General features: G+C 57.1%; 19 protein-coding genes and 1 tRNA gene. 13 read left to right on the forward strand and 7 right to left on the reverse strand.

Going from position 1 to position 18,343, the window contains the following annotated elements:
- Window positions 1–52: 52 nt before the first annotated feature.
- The 4 genes from aroC to cobO are packed head-to-tail and all read left to right on the forward strand — an operon-like array spanning window position 53 to window position 3,436.
- On the forward strand, window positions 53–1,153 hold the full coding sequence (gene aroC / locus GS646_RS16505; protein WP_171648261.1) for a chorismate synthase: 1,101 nt from the start codon (window positions 53–55) through the stop codon (window positions 1,151–1,153).
- Window positions 1,137–1,799, forward strand: coding sequence for an HD domain-containing protein (locus tag GS646_RS16510; RefSeq protein ID WP_371732098.1), 663 nt, complete (start codon window positions 1,137–1,139; stop codon window positions 1,797–1,799). Before aroC ends, GS646_RS16510 begins: the two co-directional genes overlap by 17 nt.
- A gap of 45 nt (window positions 1,800–1,844) precedes the next feature.
- Complete coding sequence (locus GS646_RS16515; protein WP_171184502.1) at window positions 1,845–2,780, forward strand: DMT family transporter; 936 nt, start codon at window positions 1,845–1,847, stop codon at window positions 2,778–2,780.
- A gap of 56 nt (window positions 2,781–2,836) precedes the next feature.
- Entirely contained in the window at window positions 2,837–3,436 is a 600-nt protein-coding gene (cobO, locus tag GS646_RS16520) for a cob(I)yrinic acid a,c-diamide adenosyltransferase (RefSeq protein ID WP_171184504.1), read from the forward strand.
- Between the two features lie 35 nt (window positions 3,437–3,471).
- Here the strand turns inward: cobO and GS646_RS16525 are convergent, their stop codons facing one another.
- The 5 genes from GS646_RS16525 to GS646_RS16545 all read right to left on the reverse strand — a co-directional run bounded on the left by GS646_RS16525 (window position 3,472) and on the right by GS646_RS16545 (window position 8,007).
- Window positions 3,472–3,690, reverse strand: coding sequence for a hypothetical protein (locus GS646_RS16525; RefSeq protein WP_171184506.1), 219 nt, complete (start codon window positions 3,688–3,690; stop codon window positions 3,472–3,474).
- Window positions 3,691–3,898: 208 nt separating this feature from the next.
- Entirely contained in the window at window positions 3,899–5,467 is a 1,569-nt protein-coding gene (locus GS646_RS16530) for an alkaline phosphatase (RefSeq protein WP_171648259.1), read from the reverse strand.
- Window positions 5,468–5,604: 137 nt separating this feature from the next.
- Entirely contained in the window at window positions 5,605–5,970 is a 366-nt protein-coding gene (locus GS646_RS16535) for a hypothetical protein (protein ID WP_171184510.1), read from the reverse strand.
- 111 nt (window positions 5,971–6,081) lie between these two features.
- Window positions 6,082–7,032, reverse strand: a complete 951-nt coding sequence (locus GS646_RS16540) for an AraC family transcriptional regulator (RefSeq protein ID WP_171184512.1) — start codon at window positions 7,030–7,032, stop codon at window positions 6,082–6,084.
- 108 nt (window positions 7,033–7,140) lie between these two features.
- The gene (locus tag GS646_RS16545) at window positions 7,141–8,007 is read right to left on the reverse strand and encodes a branched-chain amino acid aminotransferase (RefSeq protein WP_171105773.1); all 867 of its coding nucleotides are present in this window, start codon (window positions 8,005–8,007) and stop codon (window positions 7,141–7,143) included.
- A 159-nt stretch (window positions 8,008–8,166) separates the two neighbouring features.
- Here GS646_RS16545 and GS646_RS16550 point away from each other — a divergent pair, with 159 nt between their 5' ends.
- The 6 genes from GS646_RS16550 (at window position 8,167) to dxs (ending at window position 13,424) form a co-directional block, all read left to right on the forward strand.
- Window positions 8,167–8,679: a MarR family winged helix-turn-helix transcriptional regulator gene (locus GS646_RS16550; RefSeq protein ID WP_171184516.1), complete on the forward strand. Its 513-nt coding sequence runs from the start codon at window positions 8,167–8,169 to the stop codon at window positions 8,677–8,679.
- On the forward strand, window positions 8,676–9,377 hold the full coding sequence (locus tag GS646_RS16555) for a response regulator (protein WP_171184518.1): 702 nt from the start codon (window positions 8,676–8,678) through the stop codon (window positions 9,375–9,377). The genes GS646_RS16550 and GS646_RS16555 overlap by 4 nt, the downstream gene beginning before the upstream one ends.
- 69 nt (window positions 9,378–9,446) lie before the next feature.
- Window positions 9,447–10,373 carry a histone deacetylase family protein gene (locus GS646_RS16560; protein ID WP_171184520.1) on the forward strand — a complete coding sequence of 309 codons (927 nt, stop codon included), beginning with the start codon at window positions 9,447–9,449 and terminating at the stop codon, window positions 10,371–10,373.
- Complete coding sequence (locus GS646_RS16565; RefSeq protein WP_171092993.1) at window positions 10,370–10,612, forward strand: exodeoxyribonuclease VII small subunit; 243 nt, start codon at window positions 10,370–10,372, stop codon at window positions 10,610–10,612. The genes GS646_RS16560 and GS646_RS16565 overlap by 4 nt, the downstream gene beginning before the upstream one ends.
- Window positions 10,613–11,479, forward strand: coding sequence for a polyprenyl synthetase family protein (locus GS646_RS16570; protein ID WP_171184522.1), 867 nt, complete (start codon window positions 10,613–10,615; stop codon window positions 11,477–11,479).
- Window positions 11,480–11,495: 16 nt separating this feature from the next.
- Window positions 11,496–13,424 (forward strand): 1-deoxy-D-xylulose-5-phosphate synthase, encoded by a 1,929-nt coding sequence (gene dxs, locus GS646_RS16575; RefSeq protein WP_171184523.1) that lies wholly within the window; start codon window positions 11,496–11,498, stop codon window positions 13,422–13,424.
- A gap of 255 nt (window positions 13,425–13,679) precedes the next feature.
- On the opposite strand, the gene GS646_RS16580 is transcribed toward dxs, so the two are convergent.
- Both GS646_RS16580 and GS646_RS16585 read right to left on the reverse strand, forming a co-directional pair.
- Complete coding sequence (locus tag GS646_RS16580; RefSeq protein ID WP_171648257.1) at window positions 13,680–14,495, reverse strand: DUF2189 domain-containing protein; 816 nt, start codon at window positions 14,493–14,495, stop codon at window positions 13,680–13,682.
- 275 nt (window positions 14,496–14,770) lie between these two features.
- A tRNA-Thr gene (locus tag GS646_RS16585) sits at window positions 14,771–14,846 on the reverse strand.
- 226 nt (window positions 14,847–15,072) lie between these two features.
- Here GS646_RS16585 and GS646_RS16590 point away from each other — a divergent pair.
- From GS646_RS16590 to arsJ, 3 genes are read left to right on the forward strand one after another with little or no spacing between them, the layout of a single operon-like run.
- Window positions 15,073–15,906 carry a helix-turn-helix domain-containing protein gene (locus tag GS646_RS16590; protein WP_171648255.1) on the forward strand — a complete coding sequence of 278 codons (834 nt, stop codon included), beginning with the start codon at window positions 15,073–15,075 and terminating at the stop codon, window positions 15,904–15,906.
- Window positions 15,903–16,901: an ArsJ-associated glyceraldehyde-3-phosphate dehydrogenase gene (locus GS646_RS16595; protein ID WP_171648253.1), complete on the forward strand. Its 999-nt coding sequence runs from the start codon at window positions 15,903–15,905 to the stop codon at window positions 16,899–16,901. The genes GS646_RS16590 and GS646_RS16595 overlap by 4 nt, the downstream gene beginning before the upstream one ends.
- Entirely contained in the window at window positions 16,898–18,163 is a 1,266-nt protein-coding gene (gene arsJ, locus GS646_RS16600) for an organoarsenical effux MFS transporter ArsJ (protein WP_171184533.1), read from the forward strand. Before GS646_RS16595 ends, arsJ begins: the two co-directional genes overlap by 4 nt.
- Window positions 18,164–18,343: the final 180 nt, after the last annotated feature.

An 18,343-nucleotide genomic window follows, 5' to 3' on the forward strand; every position in this document is an offset into this window, starting at 1 on the left:
TTGAGGCCGGGGGCCTTGCCCGCTAATCACAACCCGCAAAGGAGCACGCCCCATGTCGATGAACAGCTTTGGACACCTCTTCCGCGTCACCACCTGGGGCGAAAGCCATGGTCCCGCATTAGGCGCGACGGTCGACGGCTGCCCTCCGGGCGTTCAAATCGACGAAGCCATGATTCAGTACTGGCTAGACAAGCGCAAACCGGGTCAGAACAAATTCACCACTCAACGGCGGGAACCGGATCAGGTAAAGATCCTGTCCGGCGTGTTCGAAGGCCAGACCACCGGCACACCGGTGCAGTTGATGATCGAGAATACCGATCAGCGGTCAAAAGACTACGGCGATATCATGGACAAGTTCCGTCCCGGCCACGCCGATATCACCTATTGGCAGAAATACGGCATCCGCGACTATCGAGGTGGCGGGCGCAGCTCGGCGCGGGAAACCGCATCGCGTGTTGCTGCCGGAGGGCTGGCGCGAGAGGCGATCAAACAGATCGCGCCGAATGTACAAGTCACCGGTTATATGACGCAAATCGGACCGCACAAAATCAACCGTGCGAACTTTGACTGGTCTCAGATCGAAAAGAACCCGTTCTGGACACCCGATGCGCAAGCTGCCGAAGACTGGGCCGCGTATCTGGACGATCTGCGCAAGTCCGGCAACTCGGTCGGTGCGGTCGTTGAAGTCGTCGCGCGCGGTGTTCCAGCAGGAATCGGAGCGCCCGTATACGCCAAGTTAGACACTGATCTGGCCGCTTCGATGATGTCTATCAACGCCGTCAAAGGTGTCGAAATTGGCGAAGGCATGGCGGCCGCTGAACTGACCGGCGAAGCCAACGCGGATGAGATCTTCATGGGCCAGAACGGCCCGCAATACAGCTCGAATCATGCCGGTGGCATTCTGGGTGGTATCTCGACCGGGCAAGACATCGTTGTGCGCTTTGCCGTGAAGCCTACGTCGTCGATCCTGACCACACGCAAGACGATCACCAAGTCAGGCGAAGAGACCGAGATCATCACCAAAGGCCGCCACGACCCCTGCGTCGGCATCCGCGCCGTTCCGGTTGGCGAGGCGATGATGGCCTGCGTGATCCTCGACCACCTGCTTCTGCATCGCGGTCAGATCGGAGAGAACCGTGGACGGATCGGCTGATCTGCGCACGCGCTTGCGTGCGGTGGTCGCGCATCGCATGGAAACGGATCCGGCTCATGATCTGGCCCATCTGGATCGGGTCTGGACCAACGCTCAGGCCATCGCGGATGATCAAACCGATATGTCCGTGCTGCTGGCCGCAAGTTATCTGCATGATCTGGTAAATCTGCCAAAGGATGATCCAGACCGGCATCTGGCATCTCGCAAATCCGCAGTGGAATCAGAGCCTATTCTGAAGGGTTTGGGGTATAACTCGAACCAGGTTCGAGCCATCCAGCACGCAATTGAAGCCCATAGTTTCTCGGCCAATATTGCTCCAAAAACGGCCGAGGCACGCATCCTGCGCGATGCGGATCGGCTTGATGCTTTGGGCGCCATAGGCATCGCACGCAACTTTTCCGTTTCAGGTGCTTTGGGGCGCACTTTGTATGACGCGGCAGATCCCTTTGCCCAAAACCGGCCTTTGGACGACCTGCATTTCTCACTCGACCATTGGAAAGTCAAACTGCTGAGGCTGCCGGGCGACATGCTGACACAGACCGGCAGACAGATTGCGGAACAACGCACCGCACGTATGATCCGTTTTCTCGAAGAATTCGCCGAGGAAATCGGCGATTCTCTGCCTCAATCCTGGGTGAACGACTAAACCCACCCGTTGATCTTTGTCCGCCAAAGGCGCAGGTTCGCGCCGATGACAAAACCCTTAACATCGCATCGACCTCTGCTGGCTGTGACGCTGAAACTGGGCGCGCTGTTCCTGTTCACGTCGATGTCCGCCTTGGTCAAAGCTTTATCGGATGAATTCCCACCGGGCCAATTGGTGTTCTTCCGGTCCCTGTTCGCGATTCCCGTCATCATCCTCTGGCTCATCGCGCGCGGTGAGTTGTCCAAGGGCTTTGTGGTCAAGAAACCCATGGGCCATTTCTGGCGCGGTGTTCTGGGCACCAGCGCCATGGGGCTTACCTTTACCGGCCTAAGCCTGCTGCCCCTGCCCGAGGTGACGGCAATAGGCTATGCCACACCGATCTTCACCCTGATTCTGGCCGCCGTGATGCTGGGCGAACGCATTCGTCTGATCCGTATCGGCGCGGTGGCGCTTGGTCTGCTGGGGGTCCTGATCATGATTTGGCCACGCTTGGGCAGCACCGAGATGGAGGTTGCGGCCACCATTGGTGCGCTATGCGTTTTGGGCGCTACTGTCGCGCGCGCCTTTGTTCAGATCCATATCCGACAACTGGTCAAGGTTGATCACCCAGCTGCCATCGTCTTCTATTTCTCGATGACTGCGACGCTGCTATCGGCGCTGACTGCGTTCTGGGGATGGTCGATGCCAACGCTGAATCAGGCTCTAATACTGATTATGATGGGCCTGATCGGCGGGGTTGCGCAGATTTTGGTGACGTCCTCTTATCGCTTTGGTCAGGCTTCGATGCTGGCACCTTATGACTACGCGACCATGCTGTTTGCGATTGTGATTGGCTATGTCTGGTTCGACGAACTGCCAACGCTTGCAATCCTGATTGGGGCCGCTTTGGTCATCGCAGGCAATGTCGTTGTAATCTGGCGCGAACACCAGTTGGGGCTCGAGCGGGGCAAAGCCCGGTCGGTCACAGACCCCAAAGCGTGACTTTACCTTTTGTAATCTTCCCCTAGTTTGGGCCGGACAATCAAAGAGGTTCCCCCATGAGCGAAGCGCAGGATCACAAGGAAAAGATGCAGCAGGTGCAGGCCAAGCACCGCAAGAAAGTGTCCGAGGCAGTGGATCCCGGTCGCGGTCTGGTTCTGATCAACACCGGCAAGGGCAAAGGTAAATCCTCGGCCGCTTTTGGCGTGGTCATACGCGCCCTGGGCTGGGGTCAGAAAGTCGCCGTGGTGCAGTTCATCAAGGGCAAGTGGAAAACAGGCGAGCGTCGTTTCTTCGAAGAACGCGATCTGGTGACATGGCACACGATGGGCGAAGGTTTCACCTGGGACACGCAAGATCGCGAACGCGACATCGCTGCCGCAAACGCCGCCTTCGACAAGGCGCGCGCCCTGATGTCCAGCGGCGAATACGATCTAGTCGTTCTGGACGAGATCAACATTGCCTTGCGGTACGAGTATCTATCAGTTGAGCAAGTCATCGACGGCCTGAACGCGCGTTCGGACAAAACCAGTGTATTTCTGACGGGCCGCGACGCGCCCCAAGCCCTGCGTGACTATGCCGATCTTGTGACCGAAATGACTGAGGAAAAGCACCCTTTCCAAACGGGGATCAAGGCCCAGCGCGGCGTGGATTTTTGACCCTTTTTTAACGTAGGCCCGTTGGCCTGCGTCACTCAGCCAAAACGGCTCAGGGTCGCTTCAACAATCTCTCGAAGCGAGGCGCGTGGGGTAAGATCGTTAGGTTTTGATCTTACAGGCTGCATCGCTTCGGTTTGTTTACGGCGCGGCTTTCGACAGTCGACATAGGCGCAATAGTCACTGTCGCAACAAGTGCATCCACATGCAGCCAACGCATCATGGCGTGCCATAATTTCATCTAGCGACTCGCTCATTTCAGCCTCGTTCTGTTTAGGCAGATTCGTTTCCGGAGCGGCGGCAAGCTATCACCAAAGTCATGCTAAACCTGCAAACCGCCCCGAAACCATAAGCTTGATGGTACACCATCTGGCGTTGAGCATAATCTGACTATTTAAGTCGGGATTTTCAAGCCCTAAAACACCCCGAGGATTTCTCGGGGTGCACACACGCCCTTATAAAAAATCAGAGCGCGCGATTCTGCGGGTCCAACGTAACCGACCAGAGCTCGGTATCTGCCCGGTCCATCAGCCGAACCGTCATCTGTTCGGTCGCGCCGTCAATGTCCACCAGACCAAAGAACTGCAGACCTTCGCTGGGCGGAAGGTTTACCCCCTGCCCTTCGGCGGGCGCTTTGACGTATTTGACCTCAGGTCCGAAGGTGCCGTCCAGGGTGTTTGGACCAAATGTCCCTGCGTGCAGCGGGCCTGAAACAAACTCCCAAAACGGTTCAAAATCCTGGAATTGTGCTTTGTTAGGGTCATAGTAGTGCGCAGCGGTGTAGTGGACATCCGCGGTGAACCAGACCGTGTTGGTGATGCCAGCCGTTTTGATGAAACGCAGCAGGTCCGCGATCTCCAACTCACGCCCCTTGGCCGGCCCGCTATCGCCGTTCGAAATTGCCTCTACTCCGGCCTGTTCCTTCCAGTTGTCCCAGACGATCAACCCGATTGGCATGTCCGAGGCGATCACCTTCCAGGTCGCTTGAGATCCTGCCAGCTCTTGCTTGAGCCATGCCAGTTGTTCCGCGCCCAGAATGCGGGACTGATCCGTGATTTCATCCTCCATCGACGGGCCGTTCGGTCCACGATAACTGCGCAGGTCCAGGAAGAAGACGTCCAGCATCGGACCATAGGAAATCTTGCGATACACACGACCTGGCTCTGCCGGCGTAATGCGCAACGGTGTCATTTCGTGGAAAGCACGTCCGGCGCGGGACTGAAGAACATGCACCGACTTCTCGGTATATCGGTCGTCTGAAATCAGGTCTTTCGCATCGGACCAGTTGTTCACAACCTCATGGTCATCCCACTGGAAAAAGGTCGGACAAACGGCGTTCATGGCCCGCACATGCTCGTCCATCATGTTGTATTTCCACTGGGCACGGAACTCGTCCAGTGTTTCGGCCACCTTGCGTTTCTCGTCGATCAGGGTTGTGTTCTTCCAGATCAATTGGCCGTCTTTTTCGACCTCATCCTGCATAGGACCGTCGGCATAGACGGTGTCACCGGAATGTATGAAGAAGTCCGGCTTGTGCTGCGCCATGGTCGCGTAGGTGCGCATACCTTCGTCATCAATACCCCATCCCTGACCGGCGGTGTCACCTGACCAGGCAAACCGAATGTTGCGGCGCGAGGTCGGTGCAGTGCGGAATTGGCCAATAATAGGCTCTGATATTGTGTTGATGTCACTCAGATCGGCAGCAACGAACCGGTAGAAAATGTCCTGATCCGATGGCAGCCCCTCGACCAGACGTTTGACAGCAAAATCGCTGTTGGGGATGGCATCCATCGGCGGGAGTGTGCGGGCATCTGCGAAGCTTTCTGTGGTTGATACTTCCATCATCACGCGAGAGGGGCGATCCGTGCGGGTCCAGATCATGCCCGATGTCGTATCGACGTCACCGGACTGAACGCCGTGTGTGAACACGGGGCGCGATCCGGCGCGGCTGATGGCTGGCATGGCCAGTGAAGCGGCAAAGGCGGTGCTGCCCGCCAGAAACGAACGACGGTTTGGGCGTAGGATCTTGGTCATAGTGAGGCTCTCCTGTCTGGTGATCGATTCTCCGACCACGCGATTGGTGCGCCGATATGAGCCGCCAGTTTGTAAAACCCGCGGCTCAGTTTCTTGACAGTATCATGATGATACCATGACAGATGTGGATAACGTCGTCAGGCAGCGACGTCCTGCTCGGGCGCGCTGAGCGAGATGACAAGCACCACAGCCGCACCGTTCAACCAGTAAAACGCCGCATCCATACCCGTGAAACCAAAGATACTGGGTGCAAACAGAAAGGTGACGCCAACCAGCAAGTCCACCGCCAGATGAAACCTGTAGGGTAGAACCCGCCAGATCCCCAGATGGTGATCGGTCAGAACTGTCAGAACAAAGGCGGCCACCCCGGTTGCAACAGACAACCACAGGGCCAGCGGATTGGACTGACCCAGCCCCAGAAGGAACGGCAAGGTCATCAGGGCAACGGCGACCGGGTAATCCAGATACGCGTGGACAGAACGTGTAACAAAACGAAGGGACATAAGGTTTTCCTTTCCTCAACCAGTGATGAAAGGAAGCTAATCTGGTGATCCCGAACGCTGAATTCCTGACCGTTTCTGATTTCATGCAGATCGTTCGTAAATTTTGGTGTATCAGTGCATCGCCCTGTATGCAGCCGGTGAAAGACCAACCTGCTTTTTGAAGACTCGCGAGAACGCGGCTTCCGAGGCGTATCCGACTTCTGCTGCGGCATCAGCCACGTTCCAGCGTGCCTCGGTCAGACCATGGCAGGCGATCTGCATCCGCCAGTCTGTGAGATATTGCATCGGCGTCGTTCCCATTTTCTCGGCAAAAAGCTGAGCAAAGGCAGTGCGTGACATACCGGACTCTCGCGCCAAAGATGCGACGCTCCAATCCTCAGCCGGGGCTTGATGGAACGCGGTCAACGCCCGCGAGATGCGCAGATCGGCAAACCCGGCCAAAGCTGAATCCTGCGGACTCTGACGTTCCAGATAGACCCGAATTGCCTGCGCGAACAGCACCTCGGACAATTTCATCGCGATCAGGTCGCCGCCAATTTTCGCGCCCGAGACCTCGGAACCGATCATTCGCAGGGTCGATTCCATCCAGGCCCCGGACTCCTCTCCGTAGTTTTCGATCAGGATGTAGGGCGGCAGACGGTCGATCAGCATATGCCCAGTGCCCTGCCGTCCGGCTGGACCCGTGAAGGAAAAGTGACCGCAGATCAACTGCGTATCGCGTTCGTCGTCAGGACCGCCGTAAACCAGCACACCATCGCCTGTGTAGCCTGCCACCTCGAGCACCTGTTCCAAAGGCAACGCGTCCAATGGCTTGACCTCGGCACAGAGCAACGCGTGCGGCGCACCGTGGGGAATCAGGATCAAGTCACCCTGCCGCAGCCTAAGTGTCTCGCCAGTCGTCGAGACATGCACTTTAAGCTCACCGCGCTGCACGAAATGAAACCGCGCCACGTTTTCGTAGCCCGGCACCTGAATGCCGAAGGGCGGTGTGAACGATGTGCGGAAGTAAAACGTGCCACGCAGGGACAGACGCGTGAGAATATCGCTGAGAAGATCTAACATGCGCGAAAGATACGCAACATGTGCAGATCGTCCAGCCTACAGGACGATTTGCACGAAGTTGTGCACGTTCTGCACAGAAAACCCCCGCCGAAGCGGGGGTTTAAAAGCTTACGAGCGAACCAGCTTTTCGTAATCTTCCGCAATCTCGCGGGTCAGGTCGCCCACTTCGAATGTATATTCGCCGATCTGCCCCACAGGCGTCACCTCGGCTGCGGTACCGGTCAGCCAGCATTGTTCGAAATCAGCCATCTCTTCTGGCTTGATGCGGCGTTCATGCACGGTGATGCCCTTGTCTTTCAGCATCTGAATGACTGTCTGACGCGTGATACCGTTCAAAAAGCAATCGGCCAGGGGTGTGTGAACCTCTCCATCCTTGACGAAAAACACGTTCGCACCGGTTGCTTCGGCCACATACCCGCGCCAGTCCATGAACAAGGCATCCGAGCAACCTTTGGCTTCGGCTTTGTGCTTCGAGATGGTGCAGATCATGTAAAGACCTGCGGCCTTGGCGTGAACCGGAATTGTTTCAGGGCTGGGGCGTTTCCATTCGGCAATGTCCAGCTTTGCGCCCTGCATCTTGGCATCGCCGTAATAAGCGCCCCAAGGCCAAACCGCGACAGCCATGCGCACCGGGTTCTTGGCCGATGCCACGCCCATATCTTCGCCCGAGCCGCGCCAGACCAGAGCACGCACATAGGCGTCTTTCAGACCGCTGGCTTTCAGCGCTTCTTCCTTCGCAGCTTCGATTTCATCGACCGAATAGGGCATAGGCATATCCAGCGCTTCGGCTGAAGCGATCAGACGTTCGGAATGTTCGCGGCTTTTGAATATCTTGCCGTTATAGGCGCGCTCGCCTTCGAATACGGACGACGCATAGTGCATAGCGTGGGTCAGAATATGGACATTGGCCTCACGCCAGGGCACCAGCTTGCCATCCAACCAAATGGTGCCATCACGATCATCATACCCCGCCATGCGAAACCTCCTGAACCGGGTTGAATTTGCGATTGTTGCGCCGCTTAGGTCCGATGCGGACATAATGTTGCGCAAAAACTGCGATTCGATACCGCTCTACCCTTGGAATGTCAATAAGGCTGACATAAACTCGGCCCAGAGTAACGAATGAGGCGTACCATGTCCGACATCCGCCCTGCCCCGCGTTACGGGGGCGAGAGCCTGTTGTTTTTGACCGATGAGCAATTGAGGCAGGGGATTGAGGCCATGTTCTTCGCCTATCGCGGATTTACCGCAGATCCTGACCGCATCCTGACCGAAATGGCCTATGGCCGCGCTCATCACAGGGCGATCCATTTCATCAACCGCGCGCCGGGCACGACGGTCAACAACTTGTTAGCGATCCTTGGAGTCACAAAGCAGTCTCTAAACAGGGTTTTGCGAACCTTGATCGAAGATGGGCTGGTGGAAAGCCGCGTTGGCACAGTGGACAAACGTGAACGCCACCTATTTCTGACAGAGAAGGGACAGGCGTTGGAAACCACTCTGTCCGATGCGCAGCGCGCCCGAATGCGCGCGGCCTACAAAGATGCCGGTCCCGAAGCCGTGGCCGGATTTCGCAAAGTGCTTGAAGCAATGATGGATGCTGATATGCGTCATGCCTATACGAAACTTCGGGATACGACCTCATGAGCGATATGGACGCCCATCTGCTGATTGTTGACGACGACGAGCGCATTCGCGATCTGCTCAAGAAATTCCTGATGCGAAACGGGTTTTTGGTCACGGCGGCTCGGGACGCGGCCCATGCGCGGCGGGTCCTGTCGGGTCTGGATTTCGACATGATCATTCTGGACGTGATGATGCCGGGCGAAGATGGTGTCAGCCTGACAAAATCGCTGCGAGAGACACATAGCACCCCCATCCTGCTTCTGACTGCCAAAGGGGAAACCGAACACCGGATTGCAGGGCTTGAGGCCGGGGCGGATGATTATCTGGCGAAGCCGTTCGAGCCAAAGGAACTTCTGCTGCGGATCAACGCAATTCTGCGCAGGATGCCGGAAACACCTGCCGAGGAAACGGCGGCAAAGATCCTCAACCTTGGCCCGATCAGATATGACATCGAGCGGGGCGAGATGTGGCAGGGTGAAGAGCCGGTACGTCTGACTGCAACGGAAAGCCAGTTGATGAAAATCTTCTCGGCCCAGCCCGGCGAACCGATCAGCCGCGCGAAGCTGGTCGAGGATCTGGGGCGCGACAAAGGCCAGGCGCAGGAACGCGCGGTGGACGTACAGATCACGCGCCTGCGGCGCAAGATCGAGCAGGATCCGAAACAACCCAGATATCTGCAAACCGTCCGCGGCGCAGGTTATATGCTGGCACCAGATTAAGCGTGCCGCTGCGCGGCGGTTTTGTGCCTTCGGCGAAGGTATTTTTAGCCAGATGAACAGGGGACCCCGATGACAACTGCCCTTTTGACCCATGCCGATTGTCTGGGCCATGTGACACCTGACGGTCACCCCGAACGAGTGGCGCGGCTGGAACATATCCTGCACGCCTTGGAAGGGTTGGACCTGAAATGGGTGACCGCTCCGTTGGCGGCAGATGACGATCTGCTGCGGGTGCATCCGGAAGGTTACATTCGCGATATTCGATCCACGCGCCCGTCTGAGGGGTTTGCGCAGATTGACGGGGATACGTTCATGTCACCGGGCTCGGTAGACGCCGCCTATCGTGCTGCGGGCGCTGTTGTCCGGGCCGTTGATCTGGTGCTGAGCGGAGATGTGTCGAACGCGTTCTGCGCCATTCGCCCACCGGGGCACCATGCGGAAACAGATACTGCAATGGGGTTTTGCTTGTTCGGCAATGCGGCATTGGCCGCGAAACATGCGCTGGACCACCACAGGCTGAACCGTGTCGCCGTTGTCGATTTCGATGTTCATCACGGCAATGGAACACAGGACCTGCTGTGGGATGAAGCGCGCGCGCTGGTTGTTACCAGCCAGCAGATGCCCCTCTGGCCCGGATCGGGACGCCCGGATGAGACGGGGGTTCACGATACGGTTCTGAATATCCCGCTGGCTCCGGGCAGCGGCGGGGCCGAGATGCGCGCCGCGTACGAGTCCCAGGCGTTTCCGCGCTTGCGGGCGTTCAACCCCGATCTGATTATCATTTCCGCAGGGTTTGACGCCCATCAGGACGACCCGCTGGCCAATCTGAACTGGTCCACCGGCGACTTCGCGTGGATCACAGCCGAGCTGTGCAAGATCGCTGACGAGGTTTGTGACGGTCGTATCGTCTCGACTCTGGAAGGCGGGTATGATCTGAACGCATTGGCCGCGGCCACACGCGCCCATGTGGAAGAATTGATGAAGGCAGCACGATGACCGATACCCCAGTTGAGCAGATGACATTCGAGCAGGCCATGAAAGAGCTTGAGGCCGTTGTGGGCCAGCTTGAACGCGGCGATGTGGCGTTGGATCAGTCGATCGCGCTGTATGAACGCGGTGCGGCCCTGAAGAAACGGTGCGAGGACGAGTTGAAGCGGGCTGAAGAGAAAGTGGCCGCCATCACTCTGGATGCCACGGGGCAGCCCACCGGGACCACGCCTGTCGACGGTCAGTAAATGTTTCGCGAAAGACTGGCGCAGGATGCAGCGCGCATTCAGGCTCACTTTGACCTGATTCTGGGCGCGCTGGACGATATCGACGTCACGCGGGCCATGGCCTATGCAACGCAAGGCGGAAAACGGTTGCGCGGTTTTTTGGTGCAGGAAAGCGCGCGCTTGCATGATGTGGATGTGGGCAGTTCGATCTGGCCCGCAACGGGGATCGAAGCGCTACACGCTTATTCTTTGGTCCATGATGACCTGCCCTGCATGGATGATGATGATCTGCGGCGGGGGCGGCCCACTGTTCACGTGAAATGGAACGAAGGAACCGGGGTGTTGGCCGGCGATGCGTTGCAGACCCTGGCGTTTGAGCTGTGCACTCGACCCGAAGTCGGCGATGCGCAAATTCGTGCAGAATTGGCTCTGACTCTGGCCCAAGCCAGCGGGGCGCAAGGCATGGTTCTGGGTCAGGCGCTGGATATCGCAGCCGAAACAGCGGCTACACCTTTGACACTGGAACAAATCACCCATCTGCAGGCAGGCAAGACAGGTGCGTTGATCGAATGGTCCGTCTGCGCAGGAGCGCGGTTGGCACAAGCCGATCCGACCCCTCTGCGTGATTATGCCCAAGCTCTTGGACTTGCCTTTCAGATTGCTGACGACATTTTGGATGTTGAAGGTGATGCCGAAAAGGCCGGAAAACGGCTGCAAAAGGACGCCGATGCAGGCAAAGCGACCTTTGTTTCGCTTTTGGGTCTTGAGGCGGCCAAATCCCGCGCGACAGAGCTGGTTGAAACGGCCTGTGCTGCGTTGGATGGGTACGGTGCGTCAGCAGAAACCTTGAAGGACGCCGCCCGCTTCGTTATTGCCCGGGACAGCTAAGCCAGGAACGCGCCATATGTCTGACCGACCCAATACGCCCTTGCTGGACCTTGTGAACCGCCCTGCGGATCTCAAGCAGTTTTCGGACGCGCAGTTGCATCAGCTGGCGCAGGAATTGCGGGCCGAGACAATCTCGGCCGTGTCCGTGACGGGCGGGCACCTTGGGGCTGGTCTTGGCGTGGTCGAACTGACAACAGCGCTGCACGCAGTGTTCGATACGCCGCGCGACAAGATCATTTGGGACGTGGGCCATCAGTGCTATCCCCACAAAATCCTGACCGAGCGGCGCGATCGTATTCGCACATTGCGGATGAAGGATGGGTTGAGCGGGTTCACCAAGCGCAGCGAAAGCCCTTATGACCCGTTCGGCGCAGCACATTCCAGCACTTCGATCAGTGCAGCACTTGGTTTTGCTGTGGCGCGCGATCTGGGAGGTGTCACACCCGAAGGGCTGGGCGATGCGATTGCTGTGATCGGCGATGGCTCGATGTCTGCAGGCATGGCATTTGAAGCGATGAACAACGCAGGCCATCTGGGCAAGCGACTGATCGTCATTCTGAACGACAACGAGATGAGCATTGCGCCACCTGTGGGCGCCTTGTCCAATTATCTGTCCCGTATCTATGCAGAAGAGCCGTTCCATGACCTGAAAGCCGCCGCAAAAGGCGCGGTTTCGCTGCTGCCCGAGCCCTTCCGCGAAGGCGCCAAACGTGCCAAGGAAATGCTGAAAGGCATGGCCGTCGGCGGCACGCTGTTCGAAGAGCTTGGTTTTTCTTACCTAGGCCCCATCGACGGGCATGATCTGGATCAGTTGCTGCCTGTGCTGCGGACCGTCAAGGCGCGGGCGACCGGTCCGATCCTGATCCATGTTCTGACCAAGAAAGGCAAAGGATACGCCCCGGCCGAGCAAGCCCGTGACAGGGGTCACGCAACGGCCAAATTTGATGTGGTGACGGGTGAGCAGAAAAAGGCACCCTCCAACGCGCCCTCTTACACGTCCGTCTTTGGCAAAACCTTGGTGGATGAAGCTGCGCGAGACGACAAGATCGTTGCCGTGACCGCCGCCATGCCAGACGGTACCGGTCTGAACCTGTTTGCCGAACGCTACCCGTCGCGCTGTTTCGATGTTGCGATTGCCGAGCAGCATGGCGTGACATTCTCGGCTGCACTGGCCGCCGGAGGGATGAAACCATTCTGCGCCATGTATTCGACCTTTCTTCAGCGCGGTTATGATCAGGTGGTGCACGATGTTGCGATTCAGCGTCTGCCCGTCCGCTTCGCCATTGACCGCGCAGGTCTGGTGGGTGCCGACGGAGCCACCCATGCCGGATCGTTCGATATTGCGTATTTGTCCAACCTACCGGGTATGGTCGTCATGGCAGCTGCCGACGAAGCCGAGCTGATGCATATGGTGGCCACCGCTGTTGCGCACAACGATGGGCCGATTGCGTTCCGCTACCCGCGTGGCGAAGGCGTTGGCGTCGACCTTCCAGAGCGCGGTGAAGTGCTTGAGATCGGCAAAGGCCGCGTGATCCAGAAAGGCGCGCGCGTGGCACTGCTTTCGTTCGGTACCCGATTGTCTGAGGTGCAGAAAGCCGCCGAATCCCTTGCGGGCAAGGGCATCACCCCAACCATCGCCGACGCCCGCTTTGCCAAACCTCTGGACCGCGACCTGATCCTGGATCTGGCCGCCAACCACGAGGCTCTGATCACCATCGAAGAAGGCGCGATTGGCGGCTTTGGCAGCCATGTCGCACAGCTTTTGGCGGAGGAAGGCGTTCTTGATCAAGGGCTGAAATACCGCTCGATGGTCTTGCCCGATACGTTCATCGATCAGGCCAGCCCAGCGGACATGTATGCCGTGGCCGGCATGAACGCCGAACAGATCGAAGCCAAGGTTCTGGACGTTTTGGGCGTTGCATCAATCGGGGAAAAGCGCGCTTGAGCTGCGCGCATTGGTCTGGTGACTTCCTCCGACGCAAGTGGGATGCGTGCTATGAGGATTGTGCCGATTGAAGTGTTCTTAGTGGAAGGAGTATCGGCGCTCCCAGTTCGTCGGTCGAAATTGTTTCACTGCAAATAAACAAACCTTAGCCGCTCCGTTGAACATAGGCGCTGAAAAAGCAGCTTAAACCTCTTCGTTGTCAGCAAAAAAATATGTCTGCCCCCGTTCAACTATCGGAGACGCCTTACCGTTAGATCACACCTCGTCGGGCGGCACGGCCCGCTGGTACAGGTGCCACGTGGTGTGGCCAAGGATCGGCAGAGTAAAGATCAGGCCCAAAAATGCGGGAACCAGCGATATCAGCATGGTAAACGAGATGATTGCTGCCCACGTGAGCATGACCACAGGGCTTTCCCTGACAACGCGGACAGAGGTGAGCATCGCAGAAACGAAATTGGTTTCCCGGTCCAGCAACATCGGCATGGCGACAACGGTCACCGTGAACAGGGCTGCTGACAGAAACGCGCCGACGCAGGTGCCAATGGCCAAGAAGGTCCAACCTTGCGGCGTGAATAACACAGTATTCAAAAACCCGTCGAAATCGGAAAAGGATGCATTCTGAAGGATGATCGCCAACCAAAGCCGCACCTGATAAACCCACACCCAAAAAATGAACAAGGTCACAAAGGCCATCCAGCCCATTTCGCGCTTGCGTTGATCGGCCATGACCGTAAGGATTTCGGACCACCCGAAACTTTCCCCATTTTGCAAGCGGCGCGACATTTCATAAAGCCCGGCAGCGGCGAACGGCGCGACCAGCGGAAATCCTACAATTGCAGGAATGATCATCCAGATCTTGCCCAGCCAAACCAGGGCCCAAACCAACAGAAGCCCGAAAACTGTATAGAACAGGCCGAAAAAGCCGCTCATGACAGGGCGTGCCAGAAAATCGGAAAACCCAGCCTTAAGCGCTGCGGTGATGTCATCCGCTGTCACTTTGTTGACCGTGGGCATGGATTGCTGCGGTGTCAGGTTGTCTGGTGGTGTGGAACCTGCGGTCTTGGATGTCATGACACATTCCTCCCAAAGCAGAGCGCCGCGCTGATCCGTTGACCGACAAACCCAGCGGTGAACAGATACCAATCCTCCTAAGACAAGCATGCCTTACGCAAGGTATTGGGGCAAGGTCGGGATACGGTCGACACCCGCGTGCAGGCCGCCTGCGGGCATAGGGAAATGAACCTTTTCACAAAGAACCTTAGGTCGACGCCTTTGCAACCGAGGCTCCTCAAACGTGAAAACGAACACGAATTCAATACGGGCTCTTTTGAGAAACACGAGAAGAGTGGTGCCTCAAGAGGGACTCGAACCCCCGACCTTGTCCTTACGAAGGACCTGCTCTACCAGCTGAGCTATTGAGGCAATCTTTTGCAGCCGGAACTGGTTCTGTCCAGGTGCGATGGGTCATTTAAACCCTCACTCTGATGCCTGCAAGTCCAGATACATCCGCTTTTAACGTACCGCACCAAAGTGCTGATGGGAGGCAAGAAGAGGCCACCCATATGGTGGAAACTGCGTTCTGTGAATTTTTTGTAACGTCAGTCGGTTCAAATTGACTCACTGCTTTTATTTCAATATTTCATGAAATATGATAGAACAGATTACCGATCAACTGGCTATTCTTGGCCACCCGCAGCGTATCACCGTGTTTCGCATGTTAGTGCGACGGTTTCCTGACAGCGTGCCTGCTGGGGAACTGGCGTCTGAACTGGGGATCAAGCCCAGCACCATGTCAAATTATCTGAACGCGCTGCAACGGTCGGGCCTTGTGACGCAAGTGCGCCTCGGAACATCCCTGCGCTATTCGATAGATATGGCTAACGTGCAGAAAATGTTTGATTTTCTGATTGTGAACTGCTGCCGTGGCCGACCTGATCTTTGTATGCCTTCAACCAAGGGAAGTGAGACGATGACTGACCGGAAGTTCAACGTGCTGTTCATTTGCGTGGGCAATTCCGCCCGCTCAATCTTTGCCGAATCTCTGTTGCGGGAAATTGGTGGTGACCGGTTCAATGTCTTTTCCGCCGGAACACAGCCTTTTTCCCAGTTGAACCCGTTTGCGGTTCAGGTCCTGCAAGACAAGGGTCACGATACGTCGGTTCTGCGGTCAAAAAATGTATCCGAGTTTTCAGGGCCGGACGCGCCTGATCTGGATTTTGTTTTCACGGTCTGCAACCAGGCCGCAAATGAGGAATGCCCCGCTTGGGAAGGTCAACCGATCAGCGGTCACTGGGGCATGGTCGATCCGGTCAAGGCGGGCGGCACTGACGCCGAAAAAAGCCTGGCTTTTCAAAACGCTTACGGCGCGCTGAAGCGTCGGATTCAAGCCTTTACATCGCTGCCGGTCGAAAGCCTCGATCGGATCGCATTGCAATCCGCTGTCGACGACATCGGGCGAACATCCTTTGAGGACGTAAAATGACAACCTACGCACTAAACGGCCTTGGCCGGATGGGAAAGCTTGCGCTGAAGCCTTTGCTGGAACGGGGCGCAAAAATCGCGTGGATCAACGATGCTGTTGGTGATCCCGAAATGCATGCGCATCTGTTGGAATTCGACACCGTGCATGGGCGTTGGGATGCGGAATTCAGCCACGATGCCAATAGCATCACTGTGAACGGAACGCATCTGCCATACATCGGCACCACAGACCTGACTGCTCTGCCTTTGGATGGCGTCGATGTGGTGATCGATTGCACAGGCGTGTTCAAAACCGAGGCGAAGCTATCCCCTTACTTCGACGCTGGCGTGAAGAAAGTGGTGGTTTCCGCCCCGGTCAAGGACGGCCCGACGGCGAATATTGTCGTGGGTGTGAACGACGACACCTATGATCCTGCCGCCCACAAGATCGTGACCGCCGCATCCTGCACAACCAACTGCCTGGCACCGGTTGTCAAAGTCATTCACGAAAACCTTGGTATCCGCCATGGGTCGATGACGACGATCCACGATGTAACCAATACGCAAACCATCGTAGACCGGCCTGCCAAAGACCTGCGCCGCGCACGGTCTGCCCTGAATTCACTGATCCCAACCACCACTGGCTCGGCGACGGCGATCACGCTGATCTATCCCGAACTCAAAGGGCGTCTGAACGGCCATGCGGTGCGGGTGCCTTTGCTGAACGCATCGCTGACCGATTGCGTGTTCGAAGTCGAGCGGGAAACGACAGCCGAAGAAGTCAACGCCTTCTTCAAAGCAGCCGCCGAAGGTGAGTTGAAGGGTATTCTGGGTTACGAGACGCGCCCGTTGGTTTCGACCGACTACACCAATGATGAACGATCATCGATTGTGGATGCGCCCTCGACAATGGTGGTGAACGGGACGCAGGTGAAAATCTACGCCTGGTATGACAACGAAATGGGCTATGCGCATCGTCTGGTGGATGTGGCCTTTATGGTTGGGGCAACGCTGTGACCCAACGGCCCGAAGGCATGTCGGCCTATATCGCGGTCACGGCGGCCTATTGGGCCTTTATGCTGACCGACGGGGCACTCAGGATGTTGGTGTTGTTGCACTTTCATACCTTGGGCTTCTCGCCGGTTCAGTTGGCTTATCTGTTTGTTCTTTATGAGATTGCCGGGATTGTGACCAACCTGTCCGCCGGCTGGATTGCCGCTCGGTTCGGATTGACCTCAACCCTTTACGCCGGGCTGGGCCTGCAAGTGTTGGCGCTGCTCGCCATGACGCAGCTTGATCCGAACTGGACCGTCGCCGCCTCGGTCTCCTTCGTGATGGTGGTGCAAGGGGCAAGCGGGGTGGCCAAGGATCTTGCCAAAATGTCCTCGAAATCCGCAGTGAAACTACTGGCACCGGCTGAGGGTGGAGGCTTGTTTCGTTGGGTGGCCGTTCTTACCGGGTCAAAGAACGCGGTAAAGGGCCTGGGTTTTCTGCTGGGCGCTGCGATGTTGGCAACGCTTGGCTTCATGACCGCAATCATTGTGATGGCGGCGATTCTGGCGCTGATCCTATTGGCGGTCTTCCTTTTCATGCCACCGGGTTTGCCCAAAGGGCGCAAGGGCGCAAAATTTTCAGAAGTGTTTTCGAAATCCGCCAACGTCAACTGGCTGTCCGCCGCCCGCGTCTTCCTGTTTGGCGCGCGGGACGTTTGGTTTGTGGTTGGAATTCCGATCTATTTCTACGCTGTCCTGTCTGACGGCACAGAAGACGGCAATCGGGCCGCGTTTTTCATGATCGGCACTTTCATGGCCCTGTGGATCATCCTGTATGGCACCGTGCAGGCCAACGCGCCAAGGATATTGCGCGCCGCAGACCGTAGCGAAGGTGATCTGATAGGTGCCGCACGCAGTTGGGCCATTGCGCTCTTTTTTGTTCCAGCGGCTCTAACCTTGGCAGTTTTGCTGTCAGATGGGCCTGAAGTCTGGTTAACCGTGACGCTTGTGATCGGCCTTCTGGTTTTTGGCGCGATCTTCGCCGTCAACTCGTCACTGCATTCCTATCTGATCCTGGCTTTCACCAGATCCGAGCGTGTGACGATGGATGTGGGGTTTTACTATATGGCCAATGCCACAGGCCGTCTGGTCGGCACCGTTTTGTCCGGTCTGACCTACCAGATCGGGGGGTTGGCCTTGGTGCTGGGCACAGCTGCCGTGATGGTTGCCCTGGCCGCGCTGACCTCGGGCAAGCTCACGGATCAGGCGTCAGAGGCTCTGTCCTGAGCCTTCTGCTGCCACGGACCTGAAATTATTTGGACCGGCGCGGCATTCGAAGCCATCAGCGCAGCGTTGGTGTTCAGGGCGGAATCTTCCGAAACCTATCTGGTTCGGCGCAAGCCCGATGACATGAAAGGTCCGAAGACAGAGGCCACATCACTTGCACCGGTCCGTCTGCCTTTCAAA

It is taken from the genome of Ruegeria sp. HKCCD4315, assembly GCF_013112245.1.
Classification (GTDB): Bacteria; Pseudomonadota; Alphaproteobacteria; order Rhodobacterales; family Rhodobacteraceae; genus Ruegeria.

Excerpts from the sequence above, each read along its gene's own strand:
- aroC (WP_171648261.1), top strand. The coding sequence starts at position 53 with ATGTCGATGAACAGCTTTGGACACCTCTTCCGCGTCACCACCTGGGGC.
- GS646_RS16540 (WP_171184512.1), bottom strand. The coding sequence starts at position 7,032 with ATGTTAGATCTTCTCAGCGATATTCTCACGCGTCTGTCCCTGCGTGGC.
- GS646_RS16545 (WP_171105773.1), bottom strand. The coding sequence starts at position 8,007 with ATGGCGGGGTATGATGATCGTGATGGCACCATTTGGTTGGATGGCAAG.
- GS646_RS16590 (WP_171648255.1), top strand. The coding sequence starts at position 15,073 with ATGATAGAACAGATTACCGATCAACTGGCTATTCTTGGCCACCCGCAG.
- cobO (WP_171184504.1), top strand. The coding sequence starts at position 2,837 with ATGAGCGAAGCGCAGGATCACAAGGAAAAGATGCAGCAGGTGCAGGCC.
- GS646_RS16580 (WP_171648257.1), bottom strand. The coding sequence starts at position 14,495 with ATGACATCCAAGACCGCAGGTTCCACACCACCAGACAACCTGACACCG.
- GS646_RS16570 (WP_171184522.1), top strand. The coding sequence starts at position 10,613 with ATGTTTCGCGAAAGACTGGCGCAGGATGCAGCGCGCATTCAGGCTCAC.
- GS646_RS16530 (WP_171648259.1), bottom strand. The coding sequence starts at position 5,467 with ATGACCAAGATCCTACGCCCAAACCGTCGTTCGTTTCTGGCGGGCAGC.
- dxs (WP_171184523.1), top strand. The coding sequence starts at position 11,496 with ATGTCTGACCGACCCAATACGCCCTTGCTGGACCTTGTGAACCGCCCT.
- GS646_RS16535 (WP_171184510.1), bottom strand. The coding sequence starts at position 5,970 with ATGTCCCTTCGTTTTGTTACACGTTCTGTCCACGCGTATCTGGATTAC.
- GS646_RS16555 (WP_171184518.1), top strand. The coding sequence starts at position 8,676 with ATGAGCGATATGGACGCCCATCTGCTGATTGTTGACGACGACGAGCGC.
- GS646_RS16550 (WP_171184516.1), top strand. The coding sequence starts at position 8,167 with ATGTCCGACATCCGCCCTGCCCCGCGTTACGGGGGCGAGAGCCTGTTG.
- GS646_RS16595 (WP_171648253.1), top strand. The coding sequence starts at position 15,903 with ATGACAACCTACGCACTAAACGGCCTTGGCCGGATGGGAAAGCTTGCG.
- GS646_RS16560 (WP_171184520.1), top strand. The coding sequence starts at position 9,447 with ATGACAACTGCCCTTTTGACCCATGCCGATTGTCTGGGCCATGTGACA.
- GS646_RS16515 (WP_171184502.1), top strand. The coding sequence starts at position 1,845 with ATGACAAAACCCTTAACATCGCATCGACCTCTGCTGGCTGTGACGCTG.
- GS646_RS16525 (WP_171184506.1), bottom strand. The coding sequence starts at position 3,690 with ATGAGCGAGTCGCTAGATGAAATTATGGCACGCCATGATGCGTTGGCT.
- GS646_RS16565 (WP_171092993.1), top strand. The coding sequence starts at position 10,370 with ATGACCGATACCCCAGTTGAGCAGATGACATTCGAGCAGGCCATGAAA.